The following is a 25,572-nucleotide window of genomic DNA, read 5'->3' on the forward strand; positions in this document are numbered from 1 at the left end:
GGGGAGGGGCTTAATAGTTGTTATTTTAGAATTTCTTCTCGTAAGAATTTTAGATATTTAGTTAGGTTTTCAACTACTTTTTGAGTATTTACAAAACCTTTTTCATTGGCTAACCAGTTTTCTTTATCAACAACAGCAACCGTCATATATTTGCCATTACCAAATCTATCAGGTTTTCTAATTTCGTCTAATCCTAAAATGCTTGCTTTTTCAATAATTAAATTGTAAAGCTCATTACGGGTGTTTGCTCTATCGAAATTATCAGGCAAATCAATATCGTCAGGATCTGTAGATAATTTAAAACACAATTTTCCTTCTTCAAGTTGTATATATACAGGATAATCACCCCAATACTCCCAATTAAGAATAGCATTCCAAAAACCTCCATTTGGATTGTTTACATAATGCCATTTTAGTATATTGATTTTAGTTTCGATAAGCTTGAAAAAACCTTGCCAATCATTGCCATTCCATTCATCTAAAGGCTTGTTTTCAAAGTCAGTACTTAACTTTTCTAAGTTGATCATACGTTCATAAAAATCAATAAAAATATTGTTTTTAATCTCTTTATGGTTGTTAAGTAAAGTTATGAAGTCTGTTCTATCAAAGATGGCAAACCCTTTTTCTTTTATTGCATTAAAAATGTTCAAACTTTCGTTACCTGTTTTAAGGTAAATACAAATAGGTGTTTCATATTTGTTTTCTGAACACCATTTTTCTGCTATTTCCTTATAACGTTCTAATTGATTAGAATGTTCTGAACTAATGGTTTTATCTTCTATTATAATAAGATATTTACCATTTACTTCCGCCCATACATCAATGTTTTCCCACTGACGCCCTGCTTCAACTGTAAGTATGGGCTCATTAAAATTTGGAATTTGTTTTTTTATGAGCATAGAAACAAATTCTTTTGCACATAGGTTCAATTCCTTATCATATTGCTGATTGTCATTATCAGCAAAAGCCAATAGCCAAGTGATAAAAGCATCCTGACTAAGTTCTTTAGTGGCAATGTCAAAAATATTTGGTTTCATAAGAATACTTTATATGATTATATTAACGCTACAAATATACAATTTTTTTTAATACAACATTAACTTTTTTATATTTTTTTTACACCTCTACCCATCGTTCCCAATCAAATCCTTCGTGTTCATCTCGCATTACGTAGCCTAATTGGTTGGTGAGTAGCTGGGTGTTACCTACCTTAAAGTTGGGCTGGTTAAAATGGTGATGCCCATAAATCCAATAATCTATAGGGTTTGAGACAATAAAATCGGTCAGGTCTTGCGCAAAAGCTTCATTTAGCGGACTGTCCAAGTATATTTCAGGGTAATGCTCTTTGGTGGGTACGTAATGGGTGGCAACCAATATACGCTCTATCTCGCCAGCTTGCTTGGCTTTAGCCGCTTTTTTCACTTCTTTCTTCAAGAAACGCACCGCTTCTTTGTTAAAATAGTTAAAATCAGCTATTTCCAAAGAATCTATTTCACCTCCTTTAGTTGGGTTTAGCACAGTAATATAACGGAAATCATTCATTCCGTACTTTATAGCTTTCTCGTTCTTTTTGCTGATATGGCTCCACATCGTGCTGAATATCAGCTGGGTGTTACCTATATGTTCACTGTAGTTGTCTACCAAGTAGAGATTAGGCACCTCCTTCAACGGTTGTTCACAACGACTGCTGTCGTAGTGGTGTGTATAGAGGTAATACTCGTGGTTACCGGGTAACCAAAATACTTTCTCAAAACCCTTACAAAGGTCGGCTATCTCACTTTTATAGAGGGCTTTAGAGAGATTTACAAAAGGGACAAGGTCGCCTGCAATAATAAGAATATCACCCACTCGTTTTATAGGGTAGTTGTCTAAAAAGTTTAGGTTATCTTCAAATTCGAGGTGTAAGTCCGAACAGTATTGTATTTTCATTTTCTTAGTTAAATAAAGGACAAAGTTAAGAAATAAAAATTATTCAAACGGTGTTTAAACAATTTCTTTTACAGTAACTTTTAAATGTTCTTCGTATTCATCATCTTTAACATAAAAATGATGGGTAGTAAGGTATTCAATATCGGTTTCAATACCCTCATCAGCACGCCATTTTTTCAGTTCCTCACGAGTGAGGTTACCCTCAGAGTCATAGTAGTAAAGAGTATGCTCTAAAAATATTTTATCTTTGTATACAATTTTTAGGTTAGGGCGTTCTCCTATAGTCTCCAAACTATTTTTATATTCCCATTTTTCATTACGCTCTACTTTTTGTCCTTGATCATTATAGAGAATGATTTCTGTACTATAAGAGCCATCAGAGATAAATTCTTCATTAAAAAAATGCCGCCTCACTTCTTTTACAAGTACTCCTGCTTCGTTATAAGTGTATTCTTCAGACCATTCACGATGTACTTCTTTTTTGAGGGCATACTTTCCTTTTCTAATTTTTTCCCATTTTTTATAATAGGTACGTTTTACTTTTTTTACTAACCTTTTTTTATGGTCGAAAGTAGAGATCGTCTCTTCGATCCTACGTTCATCTGATTTGTACTCAGTTGTTTCTGTATAATTATCCTTTCTTATAGTACGAATATAGCCTTTTGGAATAAAAGTTCGAGGGTCTGGGAATGTTAATAAACTAACATTCTCTCGGTTGTATTGATAGTGTACTCCGTTTTTCTCCAATAGTCTATTCTTATCATCATAAATAGAAATTTCTTCTATAGTTAGTAACCTATCAGTAACCCAAGACTCTCTCTCCATAATTGTATTGCCATTGTGGTCGAAAGTATAGCGCCTAAATCTTTTTTCGCCCCAAGCGCAATCGTACTCTTCTATGAAAAGCTTTTTCCCCTTTTTATCATAAGTAAAGCTTTCTAAATCAGTTCTATTTCCTTTGGTAAAGAACCCTTCACAATGCGTCCAAACTTCTTGTGAGGTAAGACTTTTTTTGTCATCACACTTTTGGTGGAATACAATTTTCTCAATCTGCTCAGGGGGAAAGCCTAATTGCAATATCTTTTCTTTAATGGGGGTAAACATACTACGCTTTTCTTCATCAGTGTAGAAAGGCAGAATAAAATTGAGAATTTCCTCGCCAAGTTCATAGAAAGAACAGTTTATATACGAGTGCTCGTAGTCGTATACTTCACGTAATTTTAGACCTTTGCTGTTAGGATATACAAAGCGGCGTTCACTAAGGCGTCCTTCACTGTCGAATTTTTTTTCTTCTTCAGTAGCATATTGACGGTCAAGAGTGAGGTTGCCGCAGGTCATTGTCTCAAAGGCATCAGCAAAGATGAGTTTTTGGATATCGGTAAAGTTGTCTAAGGTTATCATTCTTTTACAGTAATTTTTAAATGCTCTTCGTATTCATCATCTTTAACGTAAAAATGATAGGTAGTAAAGTGTTCAACATCGGTTTCAATACCCTCATCAGCACGCCATTTTTTCAGTTCCTCACGAGTGAGATTCCCCTCAGAGTCGTAGTAGTAAAGAGTTTGCTCTAAAAATATTTTGTATTTAGGTCCAAAACCATTTTTATACTCAGTTTTTTCATTGCGCTCTACTATTTGTCCTTGCTCATTATAGTTAAAAGTTTCAACACTATAACTATCTATTTGAGATTCATCATCATAAAAAAGTATATATTCTCGTTTTACTAATAAGCCTGCAACGTTATAGGTGTTCTGTTCTATAGTTTCGTTGATAATATCTTTCTTGCGAGGTCTGTATCTCTTTTTGTTTTTTCCGTAATTGCAATAGGTAGTATCTACTTTTCTAACTAACTGATGGTTTTGGTTAAAAGTAGAAACTATTTTTTCAGTTTTCCCAAATTCAGTAATACATTTAGTGGTTTCAGTAAAAGTGCCTTTCTTTTGAGTATGTAAGTAACCTATTTCGCTGTATTTTCTCGGTTTTTCAGGATACATTCTGATACAATTAGCTTTGTTCTTGTGGTAGTATTCGTAGCACAAATCTCCTTCTTGTACTAACCTGTCTTTCTCATCATAACTAAAAAACTTTACTGAAGGGTCACATATATCATAAAATATTTTTTCCATTATTTTTTTTCCAGTATGTTCAAATACATAACGCCCTTTGCTTTTTTCAAGGTAATAGGATTCGTAGTTTTCTTTCCAAAAACTCCTTCCTTCCTTGTCATAAGTGGTGTTTTCAATATTAAAGGATTCTCTATAAATTGAAGATTTATTTATCAAAACTTTTTGTTCAGTGAGGTTTTTAGGGTCGTTACACTGTTGAGAAAGTGACAGTCTTTCAATATTCTCTAATGAAAAACCTAATTGCTGTATCCTTTCTTTGAGAGGGGTAAACATAGTGCGCTGCTCATCATCGGTATAGAGAGGGACAGTAAGGCGGAGAAGTTCTTCATTATTTTCAAAGAAAAACTTGGTAACGCGTGATCGCTTATAGTCGTAAGCTTCGCGTACTTTTAGGCTGCCATCAGGATATACAAAACGCCGTTCGCTGAGGCGACCTTCACTATCAAAGTCTTTTTCTTCTTGGTAGTAATTATCACAAATGATTGCCTTAAAAGCATCTACAAAAATAAGTTTTTGGATAGGAGTAAAGTTATCTAATGTCATTTTTTTTGAGTATTATTCTTTTCTTGTGGCAAAGATACAGTGAGAATTGGTCAAACTACGTCCTGTAAAATAAAAAATATCAATTTAAATAAAAAAAGCACGACTTTTAGAATCGTGCCTTGTAAAGTTGGTAAGTGATAAGTTATTGCTGTGCTTTAATAGCGTTTAGAAGAGAGAGGAGGTCAGAAATCACTTCTTGTTCTACATTATTCTCTGAATAAACGTAAAGATTCTTTCGCCCTATCCAATGTGGTGTAGTCTCTGCCTTAGGGAAATGTTCTAAATAGAAATCCTTAGCATTTAGGTTTAAAAAATCTTTTTGGTTTGAAGAACGAAAAGCAATATAAGGAATTTTGTCTTGTAAGTCAATACGAAAATCCAACTCATCATTGTTAAGTCCTTTTGTTATAAATTTGTAATATTCCCCCTTTGGTAGTTTGGTAAACTCAAAGCCTTGTTCCTTGAGTGCAGATAAAACATTTTGTATGTTTATCTTATTGTCAAGATTGATAGGAGTAACTTCTTTTCCTTCTAAAAGTTCACCCAAACGTTTGTTGATAATATTTTTATCCAAATAGCTTTTGAGTCTTGAAGGGTGGAATATAGCAAAGGCTTTTCTTCCTGAAATGTTCCCTTCAACTACTAATTTAGCATTGTTACCTTGCAGAATAGTCTTCTTATTGGTAACTAACTTATCACTTGCGGTTACACCTAACACAATAATTTGCTTAGGATTAATGATTTCTATAAATTTTTCAGTAAGGGCAACGCAAGTTTCTTCTATGCTTTTGAATTCTTTTAAACTTTTTAGGGCATTTTCATCCTTTGTAGAAAAGAAAATATAGTTCATAAAACAATAATTACCACTTTCTATTGACCTTTTAACAAAGTCAATATTTTCTATTCCTTCAATGACAGTCCAAGTGTCTTTTTCAGAATAGCAAGGATTGCCTTTTAACAAGCGTTCTGTACTCATCTTACCATCTTTGAACTCCCATATTGAGTTGTTTTTTTGACTCTCAAGACGAGCTTCTTTTTCATCTACTGCTCTTGGGTTTAACCCAATAATCAAGAGTTTGGGGTTCATTTTAGCTTCTGTTTGTAGAGGATAGTAAGCTAAATCAATTTGTTCGGCAAAGGGGGTGATTTTCTCTATCACTTCAGCTGCCCATTGTTCTAATTCGGGTGTAAATTTACTCATATTGGTTTGTTTTTGTTTTACGTTGCAAATATAAGGATTAAATTTGATTTAAATTAGGTTTAAATATTTTCTTTTACAATAACTTTTAAATGTTCTTCACATTCATCTTCTTTAAAATAAAAATGGTGAGTAGTAAGAAGTTCAACATTGGTTTCACCCCCCTCATCAGCACGCCATTTTTTCAGTTCTTCACGGGTGAGGTTACCCTCAGAGTCGTAGTAGTAAAGAGTGCGTTCTAAGAATATATTATCTTTTGTTTCAAATTTGAGATTAGGGCGTTTACCTATAATCTCCAAACTATTTTTATATTCCCGTTTTTCATTGCGCTCTACTTTTTGTCCTTGCTCATTATATAGAATGATTTCTGTACTATAAGAGCCATCAGACCAGGAAATATCTTCATTATCTTTATCAACATATCGCCTCACTTCTTTTACAAGCACTCCTGCTTCGTTATAAGTGTATTCTTGAACTGTTTTATTTGTTATTTCATCACTTCGCACTTCTTTCTCTCCTATCCATTTTTCGTATTTTACTAAATAATTAGTCTTTATTTTTTTTATGATTTTACCAGTGGAGTTAAAGGTAGTAACTTCTTCTTTACCTCTATGGTCATCTTCTGTACAAATAGTTTCGTGAGTTTTGTCCCCTATTTTTTCTGTGAGTTTGCGACTTTCTTCAACAATCTTTTTAGGATTATGAAGATACATTTTTGTGCGAATCACTTCATTTTCTTTATAAGAGTAATATGTTATCCCCTTAAAATCTCCATAGCGATTGGTGTCTATGCGTTGCGTTACTCGGTTTTGCTCATCATATAGTGATACTTCTATAGAGCTTAAAGTATCTTCTTCCCAAGAATGTGCTTGAAAAATTCGGTTGTTTTGAGCATCAAAACTACGATACTCTATGCGTTGTTCTCCCCAAGAAGATACATATTCTTCTATAGTACATATATTATCTCTCTCATCACAAGCGATATTATCTATACTTGTTCTGTGAGCTTTTTCAAAGTACCCTTCACAACCATGCCAAGTTTCCTGTTGTATACCTCCAATTTTGTCAGTACTTTTTATCTCAAGGCTAATTTCTGCTACCTGCTCAGGCACAAATCCTAAGTTTTGTACCCGTTCTTTAATAGGAATATGTTTAGCTCTCAATTCCTGCTCACTGTATAAGGGCAGACTGAAATGGAGAATCTCACGACCAAATTCATAAAATGACTTATGTACTATCCCTTTGTTGTAGTCATAGTGTTCTACTAATCTGGATTTTCCATAATGTACAAAGCGTCTTTCTAATAGGCGTCCATTTTCGTCAAAATCTTTTTCTTCTAAAGCGGGCTCTTTGTAGTCTATACTGCTGGGTATATTGCAGGTCATTGCCTCAAAAGCATCAGCAAAGGCTATTTTATGTTTCTCTGAAAAATAAGCTAAGGTCATAATTGAATATTTTGTAAGTTTGTTTTTACCGTAATTTCCAAATGTTCATCATAATCATCTGTTAAGGTGTAAAAATGATGAGTAAGGTGTGTAGGAGTGCTTTCTAATAAAAGTTTTCCCTCTGTATCGTAAGTATAAACAGTCTTTTCTAAAGTATAAACTTCTCTGTTTGAGTTTTTACGCCTATAGATACGTTCTATTTTTTGCCCTTGTGGGTTGTAAAGCAAAATTTCAAGTTCAGTAAAACCATCGGTGCTGAGGTGTATTTCCTTTGTAAGCACGCCTTGTTCGTTGTAAATATACCTACTGATTTTCTCGCTACTTTTTTTGTGTCTATCGGTATAGGCAGTATTTATTCTATGTACTACTTTGTTATACTCGTTAAAAGTAGTAAGCTGTTTAACAGTTTCAAAGTTATCATTATAATGTTCAGCTATTTGGGTGAGAGTACCTTTTTTTAAAGTATGTGTATACCCTTCTTTTTTACTTTTAGTAGGGTTTTTAGGGTCTATTTTTATTACCTTTGTTTTGTTTTTTCGCGGTTCAGGAGTATAATTCAGAATATTGCAAACACCCTCTCGGTTAGTAATAATTTTCTGTCTAAGTTTCTTATTAGCATCGTAATGATAAACCTCTACTGTACTAAAAGTGTTCTCATCCCAAGAACTTAATTCAATAAGGGTCTGACCATTCAAATCAACTGTTCGCAGTATATTTCGTTTTTCGTTCCAATAAGCATTAAAACCCTCACTAGAATAGAGATTATGTCTTTCATCATAGCGGATATTATCTATTCCCATACTGCCTTTTTCTGCAAAAAATCCCTTACACCAATTGTAAGTTTCTTGCAGTTTTTGTCCTTTTTTGTTGTAGTTTTTTAGGTGTACAGTTATTTTGGTGATTTCTTCAGGCTGAAATCCTAAATTCAGTATACGTTCTTTGATAGGCAGATAAAAGGCTCTTTGTCTTTCTTCTGTATAAATAGGGTAGATAAGGTGTACTATTTCCTCGTTATAAGGATATAGTTTTTTATGTACATAATTGCGCTGATAATCATATATTTCTCTAAAGAGGAGCTTGTTATTGTTGTACAAGCGGCGTTCGGTAAGTCGATTTTGTTCATCGAAGTCTTTTTCTTCACGAGTATCTTGGCAGACCATAGCTTCCAGTATATCAGCATAAGCTATTTTTAGTTTGTCACTAAAGTTGTCTAAAATCATCATAAAAGCATTTTTATTGTTTTTCTGCCGGCAAAAATACACCCCTAACTGGTCAAACTACGACCAGCTAATTAGAAAAATTGCTAATTTGCTAATTTCTCAATTATTACTACCTTTGCCCAATAAAAGAAACAAACCTTATGGAATTTACTTATACTTTATCCGAAATAGATACCATTGCCGAAAAAATCCTTCCTTATTTGCATTCCAAAGTAGTGATTTTCAAGGGAGGAATGGGCTTTGGTAAAACAACCCTTATCAAGGCTTTGGTACGAGCTTTAGGCAGTACCGATAATGTGAGCAGTCCTACTTTTAGTTTGGTGAACCCTTATGAAGGCGCTAATGATAAGATTTACCACTTCGATTTCTATCGTATCAAAAATGAGGAAGAGGCTTTTGATATAGGTTTTGAAGAATACCTCTACTCTGGTGATTGGTGTTTTATTGAATGGGCAGAAAGAGTTGAAAAATACTTGCCAGAGACTTACACCATAGTCGAATTGATACAGATAGATAAAAATCATAGAAAATTAAGAATTAGCGAATTAGCAAATTGATATTATGATTAAACATATTCTCAATTTTAAACGTCCGTCGGGGACATCAAGAGGGGTGCTTACCTCCAAAGAAACCTTCTTTTTGGCAATAGATCAAGAGGGCAAAAAAGGCATAGGGGAATGCAACCTCTTTCGTGGATTGAGTGCTGATGATGTACCTGATTATGAAGCAAAACTGCAATGGGTAGAACAACACCTGCATTTGGGTGAAGAGGCATTACTCAAAGAACTCGTTGCCTTTCCTTCTATACAATTCGGTGTGGAACAAGCCTTTAGATCGGTAGCGGCATCACAGTGGTACGAACTTTTTCCTTCCGATTTTACAACGGGAAAAGACGCAATTCCTATCAACGGACTTATCTGGATGGGCTCTCCCGACTTTATGAAAGCGCAGATAAAAGAAAAACTCGCTCAGGGATTTCGTTGCATCAAAATGAAGATAGGCGCCATTGATTTTGAAGAGGAATATCGTATTTTAAAAGCCTTGCGCAATGAGTTTTCAGCAAGTGATATAGAGATAAGGGTGGATGCTAATGGTGCATTTCAAGCAACTGAAGCTCTAGTCTATTTGGAGCGATTAGCTGCCTTGCAATTGCACTCTATTGAACAGCCTATACGCGCAGGACAGTGGGAAGCTATGGCTGAACTATGTGAACAAACACCCCTGCCGATCGCCCTTGATGAGGAATTGATAGGGGTATTTACTTCTGAAGAAAAACAACGACTTTTAAGAGAGATACAACCGCAGTATATCATTTTAAAACCTTCGCTCATAGGAGGTTATCAAGGTTCTGAAGAGTGGATAACGCTTGCCGAAACATTGGGTATAGGTTGGTGGGTAACCTCAGCTTTGGAGAGCAATATAGGGCTCAATGCTATTGCACAGTGGACGTACACACTTCGCAGTCCAATGCCTCAAGGTTTAGGTACTGGAGCATTGTATACTAATAACTTATCCTTTCCGCTTTATGTGGAAAACGGACATTTGGGCTTTAATCCTTGTGAGCGCGTAACATTTCCCTTTTCATAGGCGGTCCAGGTAATCGTTCCACTGTAAAACCACAAGCCTGCATCGCACGGCGCACACTACCTTTGGCAGCGTAGGTTACCAAATAGCCTCCTTGTTTGAGGGCAGTGTACATTTGTTGGAAAATAGCTTCTTGCCACAGTTCTGGTTGTACTTGCGCCCCAAAAGCATCGAAATAAATAAGGTCGAAAGTGTCGACATCATTAATAGTTTCAAAGCGTTGTAGTCGTTTTTTGAAGCTGAAGGTAGGAGAGAGAGCAACAGTTTCATCCCACGGGCAGCAGTGCATCTGTTCAAAAATAGGGGATAGGGTAGGGGAGAGCACTTCCGAAAAATTCATTTGTGAGGCTTCCTCCCACGGAATAGGATAGGCTTCTACCGTTTCGTAGTGAATGTTCAGCTGCAAGACTTTGTGTTCCTTGTAAGTAACCAAAGCATTGAGCCCTGTGCCAAAGCCAATTTCTAAGATAGAGATGCTCTGTTGTTCAAATAGTTGCAGTCCGTTTTTGATAAACACGTGCTGAGTTTCTTGAAGTGCGCCGTGTACTGAGTGATAGGTCTCATCTAACTGCGGAATATAGAGGCTGGTAGAGCCATCGGAGGTTTTTATAAGTTCGTGAGTCATTGTTTAGCTAACAAGTGAAAATTGTAATATATTACATCTTTAGGTATATATTTTGCATAATCTCAGCATCTAATTTTTTAATTTTTATAGTACTTTTCTTTTTATTATTGCCATTATAGCAGTCGATTTGATAGGTTTTATCAGGTAAGGGAGTGATTTTTGTGCCGTAAAGCTTTCCATCTTCATTGATTAAGAACCCTATAACTTGTTCATTTTTTAAAAGCTTTGTAAATTCTTCTTCACTTTTATTGAGTAGATAAGATAAAAAATTAAGACGTTCTTTAGAAGAGATAGCTTCTGTTTCAAAAGCATTGTTGAGTCCTTTTACTAAATCACTAAAAGCTTCAGTAATAGAGTGTTTATATGTTATAGGTAAAAGAGTGTACAAGGAGGTAATGAAAATATCAGAAGCTATTGTTTCTTCATTGTCATATCTTTTTATTAAAAAAAAGTATTCTTTAAGTTGTTGCTTGTCGTCTAAATAGTAGTATATACTTGCGTTAGGCGTTCCTTTTTCTACAGTGATACTATGTTTTCTTGTATGAAAAGTACGTCCTCCTGACAGTAAATCACCTACTAATTCATCGTCTTTTTTATAGATTTTTAGGTTCATCAAATCTTCCTTATCCTCATAAGCTACTGTAATAAAATCCTTTTCTAAACTAAACAACCAAGCGTTGATTATATCGTGATACATTACAAACAAACACTTATGCGGACTGCCATTTTTGTAATTAGTGATTGTTAGATAAGTAACTTTGTCAATTTTTCTTTCTTTAAATACAGTGCCATCGGTTACAGCCTGCCCGTTTTCTACTTTTGCTATCTCATCTAACTTGATGGGATAGTTATTATTTTCTTTTCCAAGAGGAGCAAAGCAGTATTCTTTTATTTTTTTACCCTTTTCGTACTCATCTACTCGAAAGTTTAAAGGCATTTTACCTTTTTGAATGAAAAAACCTTCATAAGGTTGTCCTTTTTGATAAGTTCCCATATATGAAGATTGCGGTTTTTTAAGAATAGTAAAAACGTTGCTATGTGTAGTTAGTTTTTCACCCTTGGCGTTAAGGCGGTATAGTTCATAAAAATTTTGAGGGTACTCCCATCCTCCTACAATAGAATCGCGTTCCTGTGCTGAGGTATATCCTATGAAAAAAGAGATAATAAGTATACTATAAATTGTTTTCATTTGTTTAAAAAGTGTTATTTGTTAAATATAATTGTTTCATAGTTAGTGTATTGAAGAACACACAATAAAGATTTTTGTCTTTTAAACGACAAAGTTAAAAAATATTTCGTACCTTTGACAAAAATTTAAGAATTAAAAACTAAAACAATATGAATTTAAAGATTGAAAAAGTAAAAGAAAGTCGTATCAACGAAATAGACTTTTCAAAACTGAGTTTTGGTAAAACTTTTGCTGACCATATGTTTATCTGTGAATACACAGATGGACAGTGGCAAAACCCAACCATCAAACCTTATGCTCCTATTACCCTTGAACCTTCAGCAAGCGTATTCCACTACGGGCAGGCTGTTTTCGAGGGAATGAAAGCTTATAAAGATGACAACGGACACGTTTTTCTCTTCCGTCCACAAGAAAATTACAAACGTATCAATAAATCCTGCTCACGATTGGCAATGCCTGAGTTCCCTGAAGAATGGTTTGATCAAGCTCTCCGCACTCTTGTAGATATCGATAGTGAGTGGATAAAACCTGGATTTGGCAATGCGCTCTATTTGCGTCCGTTTATGATTGCTACTACTGCTGGTGTGCAAGCTGCCCCTGCTAAAAACTACCTCTTTATGATTATTACCGCCCCAGTACAGGCTTATTACAAAGGCGATGTGAAAGTAAAAATAGCCGACTATTACAGCCGTGCGGCTAATGGTGGTTTTGGTTTTGCTAAAGCTGCAGGTAACTACGCAGGTCAGTTTTTCCCTACCCAAGAAGCTGCTAATGAAGGTTATCAACAAGTGATGTGGACAGACGATGCTACGCACCAATTCTTAGAAGAAGCAGGTACAATGAACCTATGGTTTCGTTTTGGTGATACCCTTGTTACTTGCCCTACCAGTGAGCGTATTCTTGATGGGGTAACTCGTAAAAGTATCATTGCAGTAGCCGAAAAATTAGGTATCAAAACCGAAATTCGTCCAGTGAAAGTAACTGAACTTATCGAAGCGGCTGAAAAAGGTGAATTGAAAGAAGCATTCGGTTGTGGAACGGCTGCGGTGATTAGCCCTATCTCTGGATTTGGCTATAAAGGCAAGGATTACAGTGTAAATCGTCCTGCTGAATTATATACCGATAAAATCAAACAAGCTATACTTAACATTCAGTATAACAAGGCTGAAGACCCATTTGGATGGAGAGTACAAGTGAAGTAAGAAAAAAATAATTGAAAAAAAGTTGTTAAAAAATTTGCAGGTTTCAAAAAAGGTTGTACCTTTGCACCCGTAAAACAAAAACAACAATGGCCTCGTGGCGCAACTGAATAGCGCATCTGATTACGGCTCAGAAGGTTACAGGTTTGAATCCTGTCGAGGTCACTAAAAGCTCTAACAAAAGTTAGAGCTTTTTTATTGTACTTTGAATAATATTTTTTCCATTAGAACTTTCTGCAACCTTAATATCTACATATTTCATAGTTATTAATATGAATCAATAGTTGAAAAATAATAATCCCTGATTGACAGAATGTTATCTCTTTTGCATCATTACATTTTGTCAAAGTCTAAGGATTTTGACAAAGTCTATAAAACTGATAATCAATTACTCTTAAAGTATGTTATGTAGGGGCGTTTTGCAAACGCCCCCTTAAAAATAAACTCATTTATTTGTGATCTATTTTTGTTTAACTATAAATTGAAAGTATCACAATTTTTATTTTCATCCTCAATACCTTCTATATTTCTAATATACTAACAAATCCACAAATCGTCAAATTAGCAAATTGTTATCAACACCTTATTAACAATCTATGTGAGTAAATAATTAGAGCAAGTATCATTCTTTTTTGTACTTTTGCGCTATGAATGAATCTGAAAATATAATAGTTCCTGAAATTACACCTCAATACCAGCGTTTTACTCAGCAACAGACGAGTATTGAACGCGGTAAACTCCCACCGCAAAACCTCAATGCCGAAGAAGTAGTACTCGGCGCTATGCTCATTGATAAACGCGGTGTTGACAATGCTATCGATATGCTTAGCCCTGATGTGTTCTACAAAAAACAACATCAATTAATTTATCAAGCTATCTTTGAACTTTTCAACCAGTCGTTACCTATCGACCTTATCACGGTTTCTGAACAATTGCGCAAAGATGGCAACTTAGAAGCTGCAGGAGGAGAACTCTATCTTATCAACCTCACTCAGCGCGTATCGTCGTCTGCCAATGTGGAGTTCCACTCCCAATTGATTTTGCAGACGTTTATCAAACGCCGATTGATAGAACTTTCGTCTGAAATTATAGAAGATGCTTACGATGAAACTACCGATACTTTTGTGCTGCTCGACCAAGCGGAACAAAAACTCTATGAGGTTACCCAAAACAACCTAAAACGCTCTACTGAAACAGCAGGTGATTTGGTGTATAAAGCGGTAAAGAAAATCGAAGAATTGTCTAATAAAACAGATGGATTTAGTGGAGTGCCATCAGGCTTTACAAAATTAGATGAACTCACTTCGGGGTGGCAAGCGAGTGACCTTATTATTGTGGCAGCGCGCCCTGGTATGGGGAAAACAGCCCTCACGCTCTCTATGGCACGCAATATTGCTGTAGGGCAAAAAATACCGGTGGCTTTCTTCTCTTTGGAAATGTCGTCAGTACAGCTTATTACTCGTTTAATCTCCTCAGAAACAGGACTTTCCTCCGAAAAACTTCGTACTGGTAAACTGGAAGCTTACGAATGGGATGTGCTCAACAACCGCGTGAAAGACCTCGAAAAAGCACCACTTTTTATAGATGATACGCCTTCTATTTCTATTTTCGACCTTCGAGCTAAAGCACGCCGACTTTCCTCACAGTATGGCATTCAGCTAATTGTAATTGATTATTTGCAGCTGATGACTGCCGGAGGTAGCAAAGGAGCTGGTAATCGTGAGCAGGAAATTTCTACCATTTCGCGTAACCTTAAGGCACTTGCCAAAGAGCTCAATATACCGGTAATTGCACTTTCTCAATTGTCGCGTAACGTAGAGGCACGCCCTGGTCACAAACGTCCTCAACTATCCGATTTGCGTGAATCAGGAGCGATTGAGCAAGATGCTGATATTGTATCGTTTATTTATCGTCCTGAGTATTACAAAATAATGGAGTGGGACGACGAAGCTCAAACGCCTACGGCCGGACAAGCCGAATTTATCGTAGCAAAACACCGTAATGGGGGCTTAGACAATATACGTTTGAAGTTTGAAGGACATTTAGGTAGATTTGCAAATTTAGATGAATATAGCAGTGGAGGTTTCTTATCGGCAGTACCTCAAGAGTTTACTTCTAAAATGAACCAAAATGTAGCTTTTGATGCCGTGCCAATGGCAAATCCTGCTCAGGCTTTTGGTGCTCCTTCCACCACCTCACCCGAGGGCGATATACCTTACTAAAAATACTCTTGGAGCGTGTGAATATCCAAGAAACCTTTTTTGCCATTCTTCTCTATTGCATAAAATGATGTTGAGAGAGGAATGGCTTTGTCATATTGGGTTGAGGTTTGCAGGTAGAATCCTATCTTGCCGTCCTTGTATAAGTAGATCACATCGTTTTCTTTCTGCTCAATTTTATCGAATACAAAAGGCAATAACTGTTTGCCTTTCATATATTTTATAACAGTAGGGAGCATCCCAAGTATAAAGACGGAGCTTCCTTCTTTGTCTTTAAAAAAGAAATTGTTGTAGAGATTTTGTATTTCTTCATCTGTATAGTTTGTAGCTTTTGAATAATCGTAGTAAAAAAGACCTACTTTTCCCTTGCGTTTTACACTGACTAAGTGCGGGAATAAACGCGTTCTTTGCTCTTCTTTTTTATCCCAACTTAAGTAGCTTCTCTCGTAATAGTCTCTTGCATTTATAAAAGCGATTTCCTCTTCAGCATTGCGGTCTATGAGGCGGTATCTCTCGTCAGCTACTTCACTGTCACTTATCAGAGGAGTATCTTTAAAATCTATATAATGAGTAATGTTTTTCTCAATCGTATCTTTATTGAGGCGATACACTTCCTCGCGAAAACTGAGCCCACAATAACCTCTATAAGCTTTTGGTAATTTTGCAACTTTCTGTCCATCCATATCGTATAGTTCTACTCCTTTTTCAGTAAGAGCTTCTATACCTATGTTGTATAAATACGCTACTTTTACCCCTTTGAATTTGATAGGTTGATGCTGGTAATTATAAAACTCTAAAGAATTTTTATTCTTGCCAATGACTCCGTATTCATTGTAGTAAATGGTGTCATAGGATTTAGGTAACACTTTGTGGTTAAAGCGATTTACCAACTCATATTGTTTTCCTTGGGGTCGAAGTGTTAAAAACTCATTTACATTCCAATAGTTTATCCATTTGGTATAACGCATCTCTATAGGAGGCAGTTCTTCCATTTTGCTAATGTTTTCTTGCCAACTATAGCGATCTAATGCTGCAATTGTATTTTTTTCTTTTGGAGGAAAATAAATTTTTGAGATATAAGGAATGTTATCTCTGCCTTTTAAGTCGGAGAGTAAGAAAAGGTATCTTCCTTTACCTGCATCTAAAACGAAATAAGCATAATATTGAAATTCGTAAGATTCCCATCGCGGTAGTGTGTCTTTAACAATATGAGACCACCCCTCCTTGTCTTCAAGGATAAGTCTCTCACCCTTATATGCTTTGGTTTCAAATTCTAATTTTCTTTCGCTGGCTACCGAAGAATTGAGCAAACTAAAGCAATGTGTCTTCTGCTTTTTTAGCATCACAGTAGGGTTACCAAAGTTTTTGCCAATCATTTCATCAAGTATAGTAGGTCGCACATCTTTCATTTCAATAAAAGCGTCTTTTCGCAAGTGTAAATCATTGTAGCTAAGTTCTTTGTCATCCATTTTCCAATAAGGAGTATAGGCATAGAAAGTACTATCGGGCAAGGATTCCCTGCGAAAGTTGAGTAGCATAGCCACATAGCTACCGTTCTTCTTTTGATGATAAAAATGAAATTCTTTATCGATAACTGCTATGAGCGAAATTTCTTTAGAAGGAAGAATAAATTGCGCTTGTAAGGGCAATATCCCACACAAAACGCATAAAATTAGTGCTTTCATCATATTGAAATTAAAAAAAGTAGTATCTTTGCGGAGTCAAACAGACTTCATTATGATCAAATCATATTTATCCAAAATATTTGCCTCTATCGTTAAAAAAAAGATAGACCGTTGGGCTAAGGCTCCAATAGACACACAACAAAAAGTATTCCAGTCACTTATAGAACAAGCTAAAAATACGGCTTTTGGGCGTGACCATCATTTTGAGGAAATCAAAACCTATCAAGATTTTGTGGTTCGCGTACCTATACGTGATTATGAAGCCTTGCGCCCTTATATCGATAGGGTAGTGGAGGGCGAAAAAGATGTACTTTGGAAAGGAAAACCGCTCTACTTTGCCAAAACTTCGGGTACTACCAGCGGGGCGAAGTATATCCCTATTACCAAAGCCTCGATGCCCTTCCATATTCAGGCAGCACGCGATGCGATTTTGTGTTATATAAACGAAACTAAAAAAGCCGATTTTGTAGAAGGAAAGATGATTTTCTTACAAGGAAGTCCTATTTTAGGTGAAAAAAACGGTATCAAAACAGGGCGACTTTCGGGTATAGTAGCACACTATGTACCTGCTTATTTGCAGCGCAATCGTATGCCGTCATACAAAACCAATTGCATAGAAGATTGGGAAACCAAAGTAGAAGCTATTGTTACTGAAACTTTTTCTAAAAAAATGACCCTCATCAGCGGGATTCCTTCGTGGGTGCTGATGTACTTCGAGCGATTGTACACGCGTTCAGGTATCAAGATAGGAAAATTGTTTCCTAATTTCAATTTATTTATTTATGGAGGCGTGAATTTTGAGCCTTATCGCCAACAGTTTGAGCATCTTATTGGTCGCAAAGTGGATAGCATAGAACTCTATCCTGCCAGCGAGGGATTCTTTGCCTATCAAGATAGCCAGAAAGAGAAGGGAATGCTCTTATTGCTCAATTCAGGTATTTTCTACGAGTTTGTAGAAGCCGATACTTTCTTCAGCGATGTGCCCAAACGAGTGGCTTTGCAGGATGTACAACTGGGGGTAAATTATGCGCTTATTATATCTACCAATGCCGGACTTTGGGGTTATAACATAGGCGACACCGTGCAATTTACCTCATTAGTGCCTTACCGTATAGTAGTTACGGGGCGCATCAAACATTTTATTTCGGCTTTTGGCGAACACGTGATTGGCAAAGAAGTGGAAGAGGCAATGCGTGAGGGCTTAGAGGCTACGGGAGCGCGTATTACAGAATTTACGGTTGCCCCTCAGGTGAATCCGGCAGGAGGTGAATTGCCTTATCACGAATGGTTTGTAGAATTTGAGCAAAAACCTACTGATATGAAACGTTTTGCCCAAGTGATAGATGAGGCATTGCAAAAACAGAATATGTACTATTACGACCTTATACAAGGAAAAGTACTCCAACCGCTCAAAATTACTGAAGTCTCCGAAGGTGGTTTTGCCTCTTATATGAAGTCACAAGGCAAACTCGGTGGACAGAACAAAATACAACGATTAGCAAACGATAGAAGCGTGGTGGAGCGATTAGTTGTTAGTAGTCCGGTTAGGCATTAGAGGCTAATGGCTGTAACGATATGAGCTATGGATGAAAACCACAAGGTTACAAATAGAAGCAAGTTTAATCTTCCAAACTAAATTTGATAGGGCATCGAAAACGCACCGCTATTGGCTTACCACGTTGGAGAGCGGGAATGAAACAAGGTAAACTTTCAATTAGGAATTTAGCTTCTGCTTTGAGGTCTTTATCAGTGCCAATAACTTCAAGTACTTTTACGGTACCATTTTTCCTGATAGCAAACTCTACTACCACCTTCTCTTGTATTCCTTTCCTTAAAGCTCTTTTAGGATAGCGAAGATGAGTGATAATATGTTCGTTGAGATGTTGCTTGAAACAATGTTCTTGTTCGTTTTTATCTACATCCTTACAAGCCTCAAACATAGGTTTTTGCTCTATAATAGCAAAAGGAATGTCGTATATACCTTCATCTTCATCTTCTTGTGTATAGCTATTGGCTGTGATAGAATTAGAGCTTTTACAAGCTATTATCAGTACTGCCATTACAAATAAAAGTGCAATTTTTTTCATAAATATAAATTTAAAGAAGCAAAGATAGGAATGATTGGCTAATTAGCAATTACCAAATTAGTTAATTCTATTGACGATGTGTTTCTTGTAGCTGTCTTTTATTATTGAATGACAAAATTAATAGGGTAAGCAAAAGTTGCTGTTATGGGCTTTCCTTTTATTTTTCCTACAGTAAAATGGGGTAATGCTTCAATAATGCGTTTGGCTTCGCGCTTCAAACTTTCATCTTTACCGCGTGTAGCGAGCACTGTTACAGAGCCATTAGTATTGATACAGAATTGTACAATAACCCTTCCTTGTGTCATTTCACAAGCAGTCTCTTGAGGTACAATCTTACGTATATATGTATTTACGTGTTTGTCTAACTGCTTTTTAAAGCACTCCAATTGTTGTACCTCTGGAATATCTTCACACTCCTTAAATCGCGGTTTTTCCTCTACCCAATGATAAGGAATCGTGTCATTTTCTTCTATTTCAGTAGGAGCACTATAATAAGTATTATCATTGTATTTAGGTAAAGTACACGTTTGTATATCTACCTTCAATATTGGTAGTGGAGTAGCCTTGTTCTTTTTCTTTTGTCCATAACTATTACCTATTTCCATCAGTAAAAGTACTAAAAATATAAAGATACTATTTCGCATAATATAAAAAATCGTTAGTGTTGAACTATAAACTTCACAGGATAACCAAAAGTTACAGCTACGGGTTTTCCATTTTGTTGACCAGGAATAAGACACGGTAAACTTTCGATAATGCGTTTAGCTTCTTCTTCAAATACTTTAGGTAATCCAAAACTATTTACTCTCAATACTTTTGAAAAACCATCAGTACCTATACAAAAACTTACAAGCACTCTACCTTGCCCGCAAAATTCTATAGGGTAGCACAAATGTGTTGCGATATGTTTGTCAAGCTGTTGTTTAAAACAAAGAAGTTGTTCATTGTTAGCTAAGTTTTCGCATTCTTTAAATATTGGCTTTTTTTCTACTATCCCATAAGGAATCGTATCAAGATTTGATACATCTGAAGCTATTGGTTCTCCACAACGTGCTTGTGAGTAACTTGTTAAAGTTACAAAAAAGAATATTATAAAGGTAATTATTGCTTTCATTAGTATCTTTAGTTTTTAAAATAGCTCAAATCGTATAGGCCACAGCATTTTTACTACTACAGGTTTCCCATTCTGTTTGGCAGGAATAAAAGGCGGAAGACTTTCAATAATAGATTGTGCGACAACTTCCCAATCTTTATCTGTACTTTTCATTTGAAGGACTTTAGTTGTGCCATCGGGATTGATACAGAAACTCACATTCACCCTTCCTTGAATAAAGCCGCAAGTCCCTTGAGAGGTGATGCTTTTGATATATTCCCTTATAATTTTATCCATCTGTTCTTTGAAACACTGGATTTCTTGAGTTTTAGCTACCTCTTTACATTCTGCGAATCTCGGTTTTTCCTCTACATTAGCATAGAAAAGGGTATCAGTTTGCGAATAGCTGTTGTAGTAAGTAATTGCAAATAAAAGTATTAGTAATAACTTTTTCATATTTGTTATTAATCGTTTGTTAGTTTGAAATTGATAGGACAGCTAAATTTTACAGCTATAGGTTTGCCGCGCTTTTTACCAGGGATAAGTCGGGGTAAACTCTCAATAACAGATCTTGCTGCTGCTTTGAGCTCCTTGTCAGTACCTGTTATTTTGAGAATTTTGACAGTTCCATTAATTTGGACTGTAAAATCTACTACTACTCTGTCTTGTATTCCTTCTTCTAATGCTTTTTTGGGGTAGCAGAAATGCGTTTTGATATGTTTTTCTAATTGTTCTTCAAAGCATTGAAATTGTTTATCCCATCCTAAGTCTTTACAATCCACAAATAAAGGTTTTTGTTCATAAATTAAACAAAGCACACTATAATTTGTTTCTTCATCATTATCTTGCTGGGCATAACTATTCGCTATGACAGCAAAACACAATAAGAATACAAAAGTTTTAGCTTTCATTTTAGTTACTCAATTTGAAATTGATAGGATAATTAAAGGTTACTGGCACAGGTTTTCCGCCTTGTTTGCCTGGAATAAAAGTAGGTAGTTTTTCAAAAATCTCTTTGGCAGCAACTTCTAAGAGTTTGCTAATTCCACGAACATCCCTAATGGTTACAGAGCCATTAGAGTTAATTTGAAAACTTACATTTACCCTGCCTTGTATACCTTTGTCAAGCGCTTCTTTAGGGTAATAGAAATACCTAATTATGTGTTTGTTGAGCTGTTCTTTAAAACACTCTGTTTCTTTTTCTTTGGGAACATCTTCACAAGCCATAAATTTAGGTTTTTCTTCTACTAATAGAAAAGGAATAGGGTCTTCTTTTTCTTGCACTCCTTTAGCATTAAAATGGCGACTTACTATTTGTGCATAGCTATAACCTACAAAAAGAAATGTAAATAGTATGAATATCTTTGTTTTCATTGGGTTTAAAATTGTTTATAAAAATAGTCGTTAGTAATTGGTTGTTAAACAACACAATACTAACGACTAAGGTTTAAAAATTAATGACTTAATTTGAAATTGATAGGATAAGCAAAAGTTACAGCAGTAGGTTTGTCGCGCTGTTTGCCAGGAATCAGTTTAGGAATAGAACTGATGATGCGTTTTGCTTCGTCCTCTAATATTCTATCGGTACCACGCACACCCAAAATACTGATAGAGCCATCGGTATTGATGCGGAAACTCACATTCACACGTCCTTCAATGCCCATATCAAGAGCAGCTTGTGGATATCTGAAGTTGTTTTTCACGTGTTTGTCTAAGTGTTCTTTAAAACAACTCATTTGCTCACTTCTAGGTACATTTTTACATTCTTGGAAAAGAGGTTTGTCTTCAATTACTGCAAAAGGTACTACTATTTCTGGATTTTCATCTTCTACCACTGGGATACTTTCAGGTGGCGCAGGGGGAGTAGGATCACTAGGGTCAGTACTCCCGATAGGCACTTCATCCACAGGATCGGTACCGTGAACTACTTCTATTTCCTGAACAAGCTGTGGTGGAGGGGCTTGTTGAGGCATTTCGGGGGTAGGCAATTCGATGATAGGGTCTGGTTCTTCACAAACTACTATTTTATCATCTATATAATAATTCGGGTTGCCTTCATTATAAGTTTTTGCCTCAAATCCCCATAAGGTAAACCCAGAGATAGCGGCAAAACCAATTGCAAAGAACAACCCACTTTGTTTAGCCAAATCGGCTTTAGGGTTCTTTTTGAGTTGCATAATGATTTTTCTTTAAAAGGTTATTAAAATACTATCAACAAAGGTTTAAAAAGCTTTCTAACTGTTTGTTATAAGCTGTAATTCAACAAGTGTGCCAAAGTATAAGAGGGTTAAAAATTACTAACCGTGAAGGTCAAAGTTGATAGGATAATTTAGTGTTATTTCTACTGGTTTCCCATCTTTATCTTTGGCAGGAATAAGTATAGGGAGACTCTCAATAATACGTTTACCTTCATTTTCTAGAAGTTTATGAGGACCTTTAATACTTATAACACTAATACTCCCATCAGTGCGGATACAAAAAGTTATGTAAACCCTACCTGTTATATGTTCCTTTATAGCTTCTTCAGGATATTCAAAAATTTTTCCTACATGCCTATCTAAGTTTTTTATAAAACAAATATATTGTTCTTTTTTTGACATTTTATCATTTTCACATTCTTTAAATTGGGGAAATGTTACTACTTCAGTAGTTTTTTCTTTTTTATCCTCTGTTTGTGCATAGCTAAAACCTACAAAAAGTAGTGTTAAGAGTATAAGTATATATTTTTTCATTTCAAAAAGATTTGAAAGTTATTATCTAATCAGTTGATAACTATAATTTAAAAAAAATAGGGTAAGCAATAGTTACAGTTATAGGTTTCCCGTTTTGTTTGGCAGGAATAAGTTTAGGCATACTTTCGATAATGCGTTTAGCCTCTTGTTCTAAAAGTTTATCAACACCTCTTAGTCCTATAACTTCTGTACTGCCATCTTTTTTAATGCGAAAAGATACATTTACTCTTCCTTCTATCCCAACCTCTTTAGCATCAGTAGGATATTTTAGTGTGTTTTCTATGTGTTTGTTCAGTACTTCTTGAAAACATTTGAAAGTTTCACCTTCAGGAACATCTTTACATTCCTGAAATCTTGGTTTTTGTTCTACTCTGGAGTAGGGTATATCAGTTTCTTCTTCTTTGTTTTGTGCGTAGCTAAAACCTACAAAAAGTAGTGTTAAGAGTATAAGTGTATATTTTTTCATTTTTTGGAGAATTTTAAAAGTTATTGCCTAATAAGTAATTAATAGGGTAAGCAAACATTATAGGGGTAGGAATTCCGTTTTCTTCAGCAGGAATCAATTGTGGAAGTTTTTCAATAAGACGTCTTGCGTTTTCCTCGAAGATTTTATCGGTTGCACTAACATTAATGATTTCAACTTTCCCTTGGGCATTGATACAAAAAGAAACGATAGCTTTCCCTTGTAGTCCTTTTTCTTTAGCTTTTTTAGGGTAGATAAAATGTCTTTTCACGAATTTGTTTAATTCTGTTTTAAAGCACAACGCTGCCTCTTCTTCAGTTGCATTTTTACATTTGTCGAATTTAGGGTAACGACTGATAAGATTACCGTCAGGGTCTTTTAATTGAGCATAGCTAACAATAGTGAAGAACATAGCTAAAAGTGTAAAGATTAGATTTTTCATAATGATATGAATGGTGATAGGGGTTGATAAAAGTTGTGTAATTAAAAAAGTCAGTAGTAAGGAGTCCTCACTACTGACTTTATATTTTGTTAATTTAATTAGTTAGAAAGTGTAAAGTTGATAGGGTAAGCGAACGTTACAGGGGTAGGTTTACCACGTTGTTTACCAGGAATCAATTTAGGTATAGACTTGATGATGCGTTTAGCTTCTTCTTCAAGTAATTTATCAGTACCACGAACACCAAGAATAGATACAGTACCATCAGTATTGATACGGAAACTCACATTCACACGTCCTTGGATACCCATTTCAAGAGCAGCTGGTGGATATTTGAAGGTGTTTTTCACGTGTTTGTCCAAGTTCTCTTTGAAGCATTGCATTTGTTTGTCTTTAGGAACGTTTTTGCAAACTTCAAACATTGGTTTATCTTCAATTACAGCAAAAGGCACATCAATAGCAACTTCTTCTTCTTGAGGAGTTTCAATTTTTTGTACAGCTACTACTTCTTCTTTTTTGCTGGTTTCGGTACTAGCGAGAATTTCTTCTTTAATATCAGTTTTGTTATCTACCACTTTCACATCTTCTACAACAGCAGGAGCTGGTGGTGGTGGCGGTGGCGGTGGAGTGTCGGGGTGCTCCATTACGAATTGTTCCTGTTCTTCGTCGAGGTTTTTGTCGGCATCGGATAAGGTGACTTTATCTGGCCCTTTGTCTTCGCGAGTGTACTCAAAAGCGAAAAGAGATAGTCCAGAAACAAGAGCAAATCCTATTGCAAAGAACAATCCACTGCTTTTAGCCAAGTCGGCTTTTGGATTTTTTTTAGGTTGCATAATGATTTTTCTTTTTAAAGGTTACTAATATAGTTGAAAGAAATTATTTAAATAATTCTTTATATCTTGCTATAAATATTAAAGCAACAATTGTGCCAAATGTATTGAAAAGCATATCTATAGGGTCGGCACTACGAGTAGTGGTGAGCACCCCTTGTAAAATCTCCATTGTAGTTCCTAATAAAAGGGCAGTAACAAGTGCCCATAGGTATACTTTTTTAATAGGTTGTATCCATCGTGTTTCTTTCCCAAATGAGAGTACAAACAAGGTGGTATAACTAAAATAAAACCCAAAATGCACTATCTTATCAGCATAAGGAATACGCGGAGGTTTGGGCATTTTGTTAGAGGAGATGAGACTCAAGCAGATAACTGCTATGGTACAAATCACCCATAACCAAGAGTATTTATAATTTTTAAGCATTGATAAGGGATTGATAATCACTTGCAGAAAGCAAGTTATCCCACTCTTGTGGTGCGCTAATTTTTATTTGTATCATCCAGCCCTCACCATAAGGGTCGGTATTTACCATTTCAGGTTTTTTAATTAAGGCTTCGTGAAAGGTAAGCACCTCACCACTCATTGGCATAAAGAGGTCTGAAATAGTTTTAATAGCTTCAACAGTACCAAAAATAGTGTCTTTAGCTAATGTACTTCCTACGGTTTCTACTTCAACATATACAATATCACTGAGTTGCTCTTGAGCAAAATCGGTAATACCTACAGTTGCAATATCACCTTCAAGGCGAATCCAAGCGTGATCGGCGGTATATTTCAGTTCAGTAGGGAAAGTCATAGAAAATAATATTTTTTAAAAACGAGCCAAAGGTAAGATGTTTTTTTGAAACTGCCAAATTTTTCTTAAAAAAAGTTTATAAAAAGAAATTGGCTAATTGTTAAATATCGGTTGTTAATTGTTAAATGTCAATTATTTTACTATCTTTGTCCCTAAAAAATAGCGT

28 protein-coding genes and 1 tRNA gene are annotated in these 25,572 nt (G+C 35.6%); 6 read left to right on the forward strand and 23 right to left on the reverse strand.

Annotated features, from left to right (window positions below):
• Positions 1-20: 20 nt before the first annotated feature.
• From DR017_RS05400 to DR017_RS05430, 7 genes are all read right to left on the reverse strand, one after another.
• Positions 21-1,037: a PD-(D/E)XK nuclease family protein gene (locus DR017_RS05400; RefSeq protein ID WP_040360638.1), complete on the reverse strand. Its 1,017-nt coding sequence runs from the start codon at positions 1,035-1,037 to the stop codon at positions 21-23.
• Between the two features lie 79 nt (positions 1,038-1,116).
• Positions 1,117-1,929 (reverse strand): metallophosphoesterase, encoded by an 813-nt coding sequence (locus DR017_RS05405; RefSeq protein ID WP_002677517.1) that lies wholly within the window; start codon positions 1,927-1,929, stop codon positions 1,117-1,119.
• A gap of 54 nt (positions 1,930-1,983) precedes the next feature.
• Positions 1,984-3,330 carry a hypothetical protein gene (locus tag DR017_RS05410; RefSeq protein ID WP_002677610.1) on the reverse strand — a complete coding sequence of 449 codons (1,347 nt, stop codon included), beginning with the start codon at positions 3,328-3,330 and terminating at the stop codon, positions 1,984-1,986.
• Positions 3,327-4,598 (reverse strand): hypothetical protein, encoded by a 1,272-nt coding sequence (locus DR017_RS05415; protein WP_002677232.1) that lies wholly within the window; start codon positions 4,596-4,598, stop codon positions 3,327-3,329. The genes DR017_RS05410 and DR017_RS05415 overlap by 4 nt, the downstream gene beginning before the upstream one ends.
• A 142-nt stretch (positions 4,599-4,740) precedes the next feature.
• A complete protein-coding gene (locus tag DR017_RS05420) occupies positions 4,741-5,799 on the reverse strand; it encodes a uracil-DNA glycosylase family protein (RefSeq protein WP_002677611.1) in 1,059 nt (352 codons plus the stop codon).
• Positions 5,800-5,858: 59 nt separating this feature from the next.
• Positions 5,859-7,241 (reverse strand): hypothetical protein, encoded by a 1,383-nt coding sequence (locus DR017_RS05425; RefSeq protein WP_002677228.1) that lies wholly within the window; start codon positions 7,239-7,241, stop codon positions 5,859-5,861.
• Positions 7,238-8,464, reverse strand: a complete 1,227-nt coding sequence (locus tag DR017_RS05430; protein WP_002677511.1) for a hypothetical protein — start codon at positions 8,462-8,464, stop codon at positions 7,238-7,240. The genes DR017_RS05425 and DR017_RS05430 overlap by 4 nt, the downstream gene beginning before the upstream one ends.
• Positions 8,465-8,601: 137 nt before the next feature.
• Here DR017_RS05430 and tsaE point away from each other — a divergent pair, with 137 nt between their 5' ends.
• Complete coding sequence (tsaE, locus tag DR017_RS05435; RefSeq protein ID WP_002677613.1) at positions 8,602-9,018, forward strand: tRNA (adenosine(37)-N6)-threonylcarbamoyltransferase complex ATPase subunit type 1 TsaE; 417 nt, start codon at positions 8,602-8,604, stop codon at positions 9,016-9,018.
• A 4-nt stretch (positions 9,019-9,022) separates the two neighbouring features.
• Complete coding sequence (locus DR017_RS05440) at positions 9,023-10,048, forward strand: o-succinylbenzoate synthase (protein ID WP_002677344.1); 1,026 nt, start codon at positions 9,023-9,025, stop codon at positions 10,046-10,048.
• Here DR017_RS05440 and mnmC2 read toward each other — a convergent pair.
• On the reverse strand, positions 10,011-10,670 hold the full coding sequence (mnmC2, locus tag DR017_RS05445) for a tRNA (5-methylaminomethyl-2-thiouridine)(34)-methyltransferase MnmC2 (protein ID WP_002677217.1): 660 nt from the start codon (positions 10,668-10,670) through the stop codon (positions 10,011-10,013). The two genes, DR017_RS05440 and mnmC2, sit on opposite strands and share 38 nt — an antisense overlap.
• A gap of 31 nt (positions 10,671-10,701) precedes the next feature.
• On the reverse strand, positions 10,702-11,859 hold the full coding sequence (locus DR017_RS05450) for a hypothetical protein (RefSeq protein ID WP_002677458.1): 1,158 nt from the start codon (positions 11,857-11,859) through the stop codon (positions 10,702-10,704).
• Between the two features lie 149 nt (positions 11,860-12,008).
• Here DR017_RS05450 and DR017_RS05455 point away from each other — a divergent pair, with 149 nt between their 5' ends.
• From DR017_RS05455 to dnaB, 3 genes are all read left to right on the forward strand, one after another.
• Positions 12,009-13,061, forward strand: coding sequence for a branched-chain amino acid aminotransferase (locus tag DR017_RS05455; RefSeq protein WP_002677415.1), 1,053 nt, complete (start codon positions 12,009-12,011; stop codon positions 13,059-13,061).
• 88 nt (positions 13,062-13,149) lie between these two features.
• Positions 13,150-13,223, forward strand: a tRNA-Arg gene (locus DR017_RS05460).
• A 482-nt stretch (positions 13,224-13,705) separates the two neighbouring features.
• Positions 13,706-15,280 carry a replicative DNA helicase gene (dnaB, locus tag DR017_RS05465; protein ID WP_002677577.1) on the forward strand — a complete coding sequence of 525 codons (1,575 nt, stop codon included), beginning with the start codon at positions 13,706-13,708 and terminating at the stop codon, positions 15,278-15,280.
• Here the strand turns inward: dnaB and DR017_RS05470 are convergent.
• Positions 15,277-16,965 carry a hypothetical protein gene (locus DR017_RS05470; protein WP_002677269.1) on the reverse strand — a complete coding sequence of 563 codons (1,689 nt, stop codon included), beginning with the start codon at positions 16,963-16,965 and terminating at the stop codon, positions 15,277-15,279. The two genes, dnaB and DR017_RS05470, sit on opposite strands and share 4 nt — an antisense overlap.
• A 49-nt stretch (positions 16,966-17,014) precedes the next feature.
• On the opposite strand from DR017_RS05470, the gene DR017_RS05475 reads away from it, so the two are divergent.
• Positions 17,015-18,517, forward strand: coding sequence for a GH3 auxin-responsive promoter family protein (locus DR017_RS05475; RefSeq protein ID WP_002677236.1), 1,503 nt, complete (start codon positions 17,015-17,017; stop codon positions 18,515-18,517).
• Positions 18,518-18,581: 64 nt separating this feature from the next.
• On the opposite strand, the gene DR017_RS05480 is transcribed toward DR017_RS05475, so the two are convergent.
• The 13 genes from DR017_RS05480 to gcvH form a co-directional block, all read right to left on the reverse strand.
• Positions 18,582-19,049, reverse strand: coding sequence for an energy transducer TonB (locus DR017_RS05480; RefSeq protein WP_040360635.1), 468 nt, complete (start codon positions 19,047-19,049; stop codon positions 18,582-18,584).
• A 101-nt stretch (positions 19,050-19,150) separates the two neighbouring features.
• Positions 19,151-19,693 carry an energy transducer TonB gene (locus DR017_RS05485; RefSeq protein WP_002677165.1) on the reverse strand — a complete coding sequence of 181 codons (543 nt, stop codon included), beginning with the start codon at positions 19,691-19,693 and terminating at the stop codon, positions 19,151-19,153.
• 14 nt (positions 19,694-19,707) lie between these two features.
• Positions 19,708-20,163 (reverse strand): energy transducer TonB, encoded by a 456-nt coding sequence (locus DR017_RS05490; protein ID WP_002677199.1) that lies wholly within the window; start codon positions 20,161-20,163, stop codon positions 19,708-19,710.
• A 15-nt stretch (positions 20,164-20,178) separates the two neighbouring features.
• Positions 20,179-20,598: an energy transducer TonB gene (locus DR017_RS05495; protein WP_002677590.1), complete on the reverse strand. Its 420-nt coding sequence runs from the start codon at positions 20,596-20,598 to the stop codon at positions 20,179-20,181.
• Between the two features lie 8 nt (positions 20,599-20,606).
• Positions 20,607-21,053 carry an energy transducer TonB gene (locus DR017_RS05500; RefSeq protein ID WP_040360633.1) on the reverse strand — a complete coding sequence of 149 codons (447 nt, stop codon included), beginning with the start codon at positions 21,051-21,053 and terminating at the stop codon, positions 20,607-20,609.
• A 1-nt stretch (position 21,054) separates the two neighbouring features.
• On the reverse strand, positions 21,055-21,516 hold the full coding sequence (locus DR017_RS05505) for an energy transducer TonB (RefSeq protein WP_040360631.1): 462 nt from the start codon (positions 21,514-21,516) through the stop codon (positions 21,055-21,057).
• 80 nt (positions 21,517-21,596) lie between these two features.
• Complete coding sequence (locus DR017_RS05510) at positions 21,597-22,319, reverse strand: energy transducer TonB (protein ID WP_002677437.1); 723 nt, start codon at positions 22,317-22,319, stop codon at positions 21,597-21,599.
• A 120-nt stretch (positions 22,320-22,439) separates the two neighbouring features.
• The gene (locus DR017_RS05515; protein ID WP_040360629.1) at positions 22,440-22,874 is read right to left on the reverse strand and encodes an energy transducer TonB; all 435 of its coding nucleotides are present in this window, start codon (positions 22,872-22,874) and stop codon (positions 22,440-22,442) included.
• A 40-nt stretch (positions 22,875-22,914) separates the two neighbouring features.
• A complete protein-coding gene (locus tag DR017_RS05520; RefSeq protein ID WP_002677182.1) occupies positions 22,915-23,340 on the reverse strand; it encodes an energy transducer TonB in 426 nt (141 codons plus the stop codon).
• Positions 23,341-23,353: 13 nt separating this feature from the next.
• The gene (locus DR017_RS05525; RefSeq protein ID WP_050772779.1) at positions 23,354-23,779 is read right to left on the reverse strand and encodes an energy transducer TonB; all 426 of its coding nucleotides are present in this window, start codon (positions 23,777-23,779) and stop codon (positions 23,354-23,356) included.
• Positions 23,780-23,877: 98 nt separating this feature from the next.
• Positions 23,878-24,609 (reverse strand): energy transducer TonB, encoded by a 732-nt coding sequence (locus DR017_RS05530; RefSeq protein ID WP_002677414.1) that lies wholly within the window; start codon positions 24,607-24,609, stop codon positions 23,878-23,880.
• Between the two features lie 43 nt (positions 24,610-24,652).
• A complete protein-coding gene (locus tag DR017_RS05535) occupies positions 24,653-25,033 on the reverse strand; it encodes a VanZ family protein (protein ID WP_040360627.1) in 381 nt (126 codons plus the stop codon).
• The gene (gene gcvH / locus DR017_RS05540; protein WP_002677366.1) at positions 25,026-25,406 is read right to left on the reverse strand and encodes a glycine cleavage system protein GcvH; all 381 of its coding nucleotides are present in this window, start codon (positions 25,404-25,406) and stop codon (positions 25,026-25,028) included. The genes DR017_RS05535 and gcvH overlap by 8 nt, the downstream gene beginning before the upstream one ends.
• Positions 25,407-25,572: the final 166 nt, after the last annotated feature.

Origin of the sequence: Capnocytophaga sputigena, assembly GCF_900446695.1 — a bacterium.
In the GTDB taxonomy this organism is placed as follows: domain Bacteria; phylum Bacteroidota; class Bacteroidia; order Flavobacteriales; family Flavobacteriaceae; genus Capnocytophaga; species Capnocytophaga sputigena.

Excerpts from the sequence above, each read along its gene's own strand:
- DR017_RS05520 (WP_002677182.1), bottom strand. The coding sequence starts at position 23,340 with ATGAAAAAATATACACTTATACTCTTAACACTACTTTTTGTAGGTTTT.
- DR017_RS05450 (WP_002677458.1), bottom strand. The coding sequence starts at position 11,859 with ATGAAAACAATTTATAGTATACTTATTATCTCTTTTTTCATAGGATAT.
- DR017_RS05485 (WP_002677165.1), bottom strand. The coding sequence starts at position 19,693 with ATGCGAAATAGTATCTTTATATTTTTAGTACTTTTACTGATGGAAATA.
- DR017_RS05500 (WP_040360633.1), bottom strand. The coding sequence starts at position 21,053 with ATGAAAGCTAAAACTTTTGTATTCTTATTGTGTTTTGCTGTCATAGCG.
- DR017_RS05425 (WP_002677228.1), bottom strand. The coding sequence starts at position 7,241 with ATGACCTTAGCTTATTTTTCAGAGAAACATAAAATAGCCTTTGCTGAT.
- mnmC2 (WP_002677217.1), bottom strand. The coding sequence starts at position 10,670 with ATGACTCACGAACTTATAAAAACCTCCGATGGCTCTACCAGCCTCTAT.
- DR017_RS05525 (WP_050772779.1), bottom strand. The coding sequence starts at position 23,779 with ATGAAAAATCTAATCTTTACACTTTTAGCTATGTTCTTCACTATTGTT.
- DR017_RS05510 (WP_002677437.1), bottom strand. The coding sequence starts at position 22,319 with ATGCAACTCAAAAAGAACCCTAAAGCCGATTTGGCTAAACAAAGTGGG.
- DR017_RS05475 (WP_002677236.1), top strand. The coding sequence starts at position 17,015 with ATGATCAAATCATATTTATCCAAAATATTTGCCTCTATCGTTAAAAAA.
- DR017_RS05410 (WP_002677610.1), bottom strand. The coding sequence starts at position 3,330 with ATGATAACCTTAGACAACTTTACCGATATCCAAAAACTCATCTTTGCT.
- DR017_RS05470 (WP_002677269.1), bottom strand. The coding sequence starts at position 16,965 with ATGATGAAAGCACTAATTTTATGCGTTTTGTGTGGGATATTGCCCTTA.
- DR017_RS05480 (WP_040360635.1), bottom strand. The coding sequence starts at position 19,049 with ATGAAAAAAATTGCACTTTTATTTGTAATGGCAGTACTGATAATAGCT.
- DR017_RS05440 (WP_002677344.1), top strand. The coding sequence starts at position 9,023 with ATGATTAAACATATTCTCAATTTTAAACGTCCGTCGGGGACATCAAGA.
- gcvH (WP_002677366.1), bottom strand. The coding sequence starts at position 25,406 with ATGACTTTCCCTACTGAACTGAAATATACCGCCGATCACGCTTGGATT.
- DR017_RS05420 (WP_002677611.1), bottom strand. The coding sequence starts at position 5,799 with ATGAGTAAATTTACACCCGAATTAGAACAATGGGCAGCTGAAGTGATA.
- DR017_RS05405 (WP_002677517.1), bottom strand. The coding sequence starts at position 1,929 with ATGAAAATACAATACTGTTCGGACTTACACCTCGAATTTGAAGATAAC.
- tsaE (WP_002677613.1), top strand. The coding sequence starts at position 8,602 with ATGGAATTTACTTATACTTTATCCGAAATAGATACCATTGCCGAAAAA.
- DR017_RS05455 (WP_002677415.1), top strand. The coding sequence starts at position 12,009 with ATGAATTTAAAGATTGAAAAAGTAAAAGAAAGTCGTATCAACGAAATA.
- DR017_RS05490 (WP_002677199.1), bottom strand. The coding sequence starts at position 20,163 with ATGAAAGCAATAATTACCTTTATAATATTCTTTTTTGTAACTTTAACA.
- DR017_RS05530 (WP_002677414.1), bottom strand. The coding sequence starts at position 24,609 with ATGCAACCTAAAAAAAATCCAAAAGCCGACTTGGCTAAAAGCAGTGGA.
- dnaB (WP_002677577.1), top strand. The coding sequence starts at position 13,706 with ATGAATGAATCTGAAAATATAATAGTTCCTGAAATTACACCTCAATAC.
- DR017_RS05505 (WP_040360631.1), bottom strand. The coding sequence starts at position 21,516 with ATGAAAACAAAGATATTCATACTATTTACATTTCTTTTTGTAGGTTAT.
- DR017_RS05430 (WP_002677511.1), bottom strand. The coding sequence starts at position 8,464 with ATGATGATTTTAGACAACTTTAGTGACAAACTAAAAATAGCTTATGCT.
- DR017_RS05495 (WP_002677590.1), bottom strand. The coding sequence starts at position 20,598 with ATGAAAAAGTTATTACTAATACTTTTATTTGCAATTACTTACTACAAC.
- DR017_RS05515 (WP_040360629.1), bottom strand. The coding sequence starts at position 22,874 with ATGAAAAAATATATACTTATACTCTTAACACTACTTTTTGTAGGTTTT.
- DR017_RS05415 (WP_002677232.1), bottom strand. The coding sequence starts at position 4,598 with ATGACATTAGATAACTTTACTCCTATCCAAAAACTTATTTTTGTAGAT.
- DR017_RS05535 (WP_040360627.1), bottom strand. The coding sequence starts at position 25,033 with ATGCTTAAAAATTATAAATACTCTTGGTTATGGGTGATTTGTACCATA.
- DR017_RS05400 (WP_040360638.1), bottom strand. The coding sequence starts at position 1,037 with ATGAAACCAAATATTTTTGACATTGCCACTAAAGAACTTAGTCAGGAT.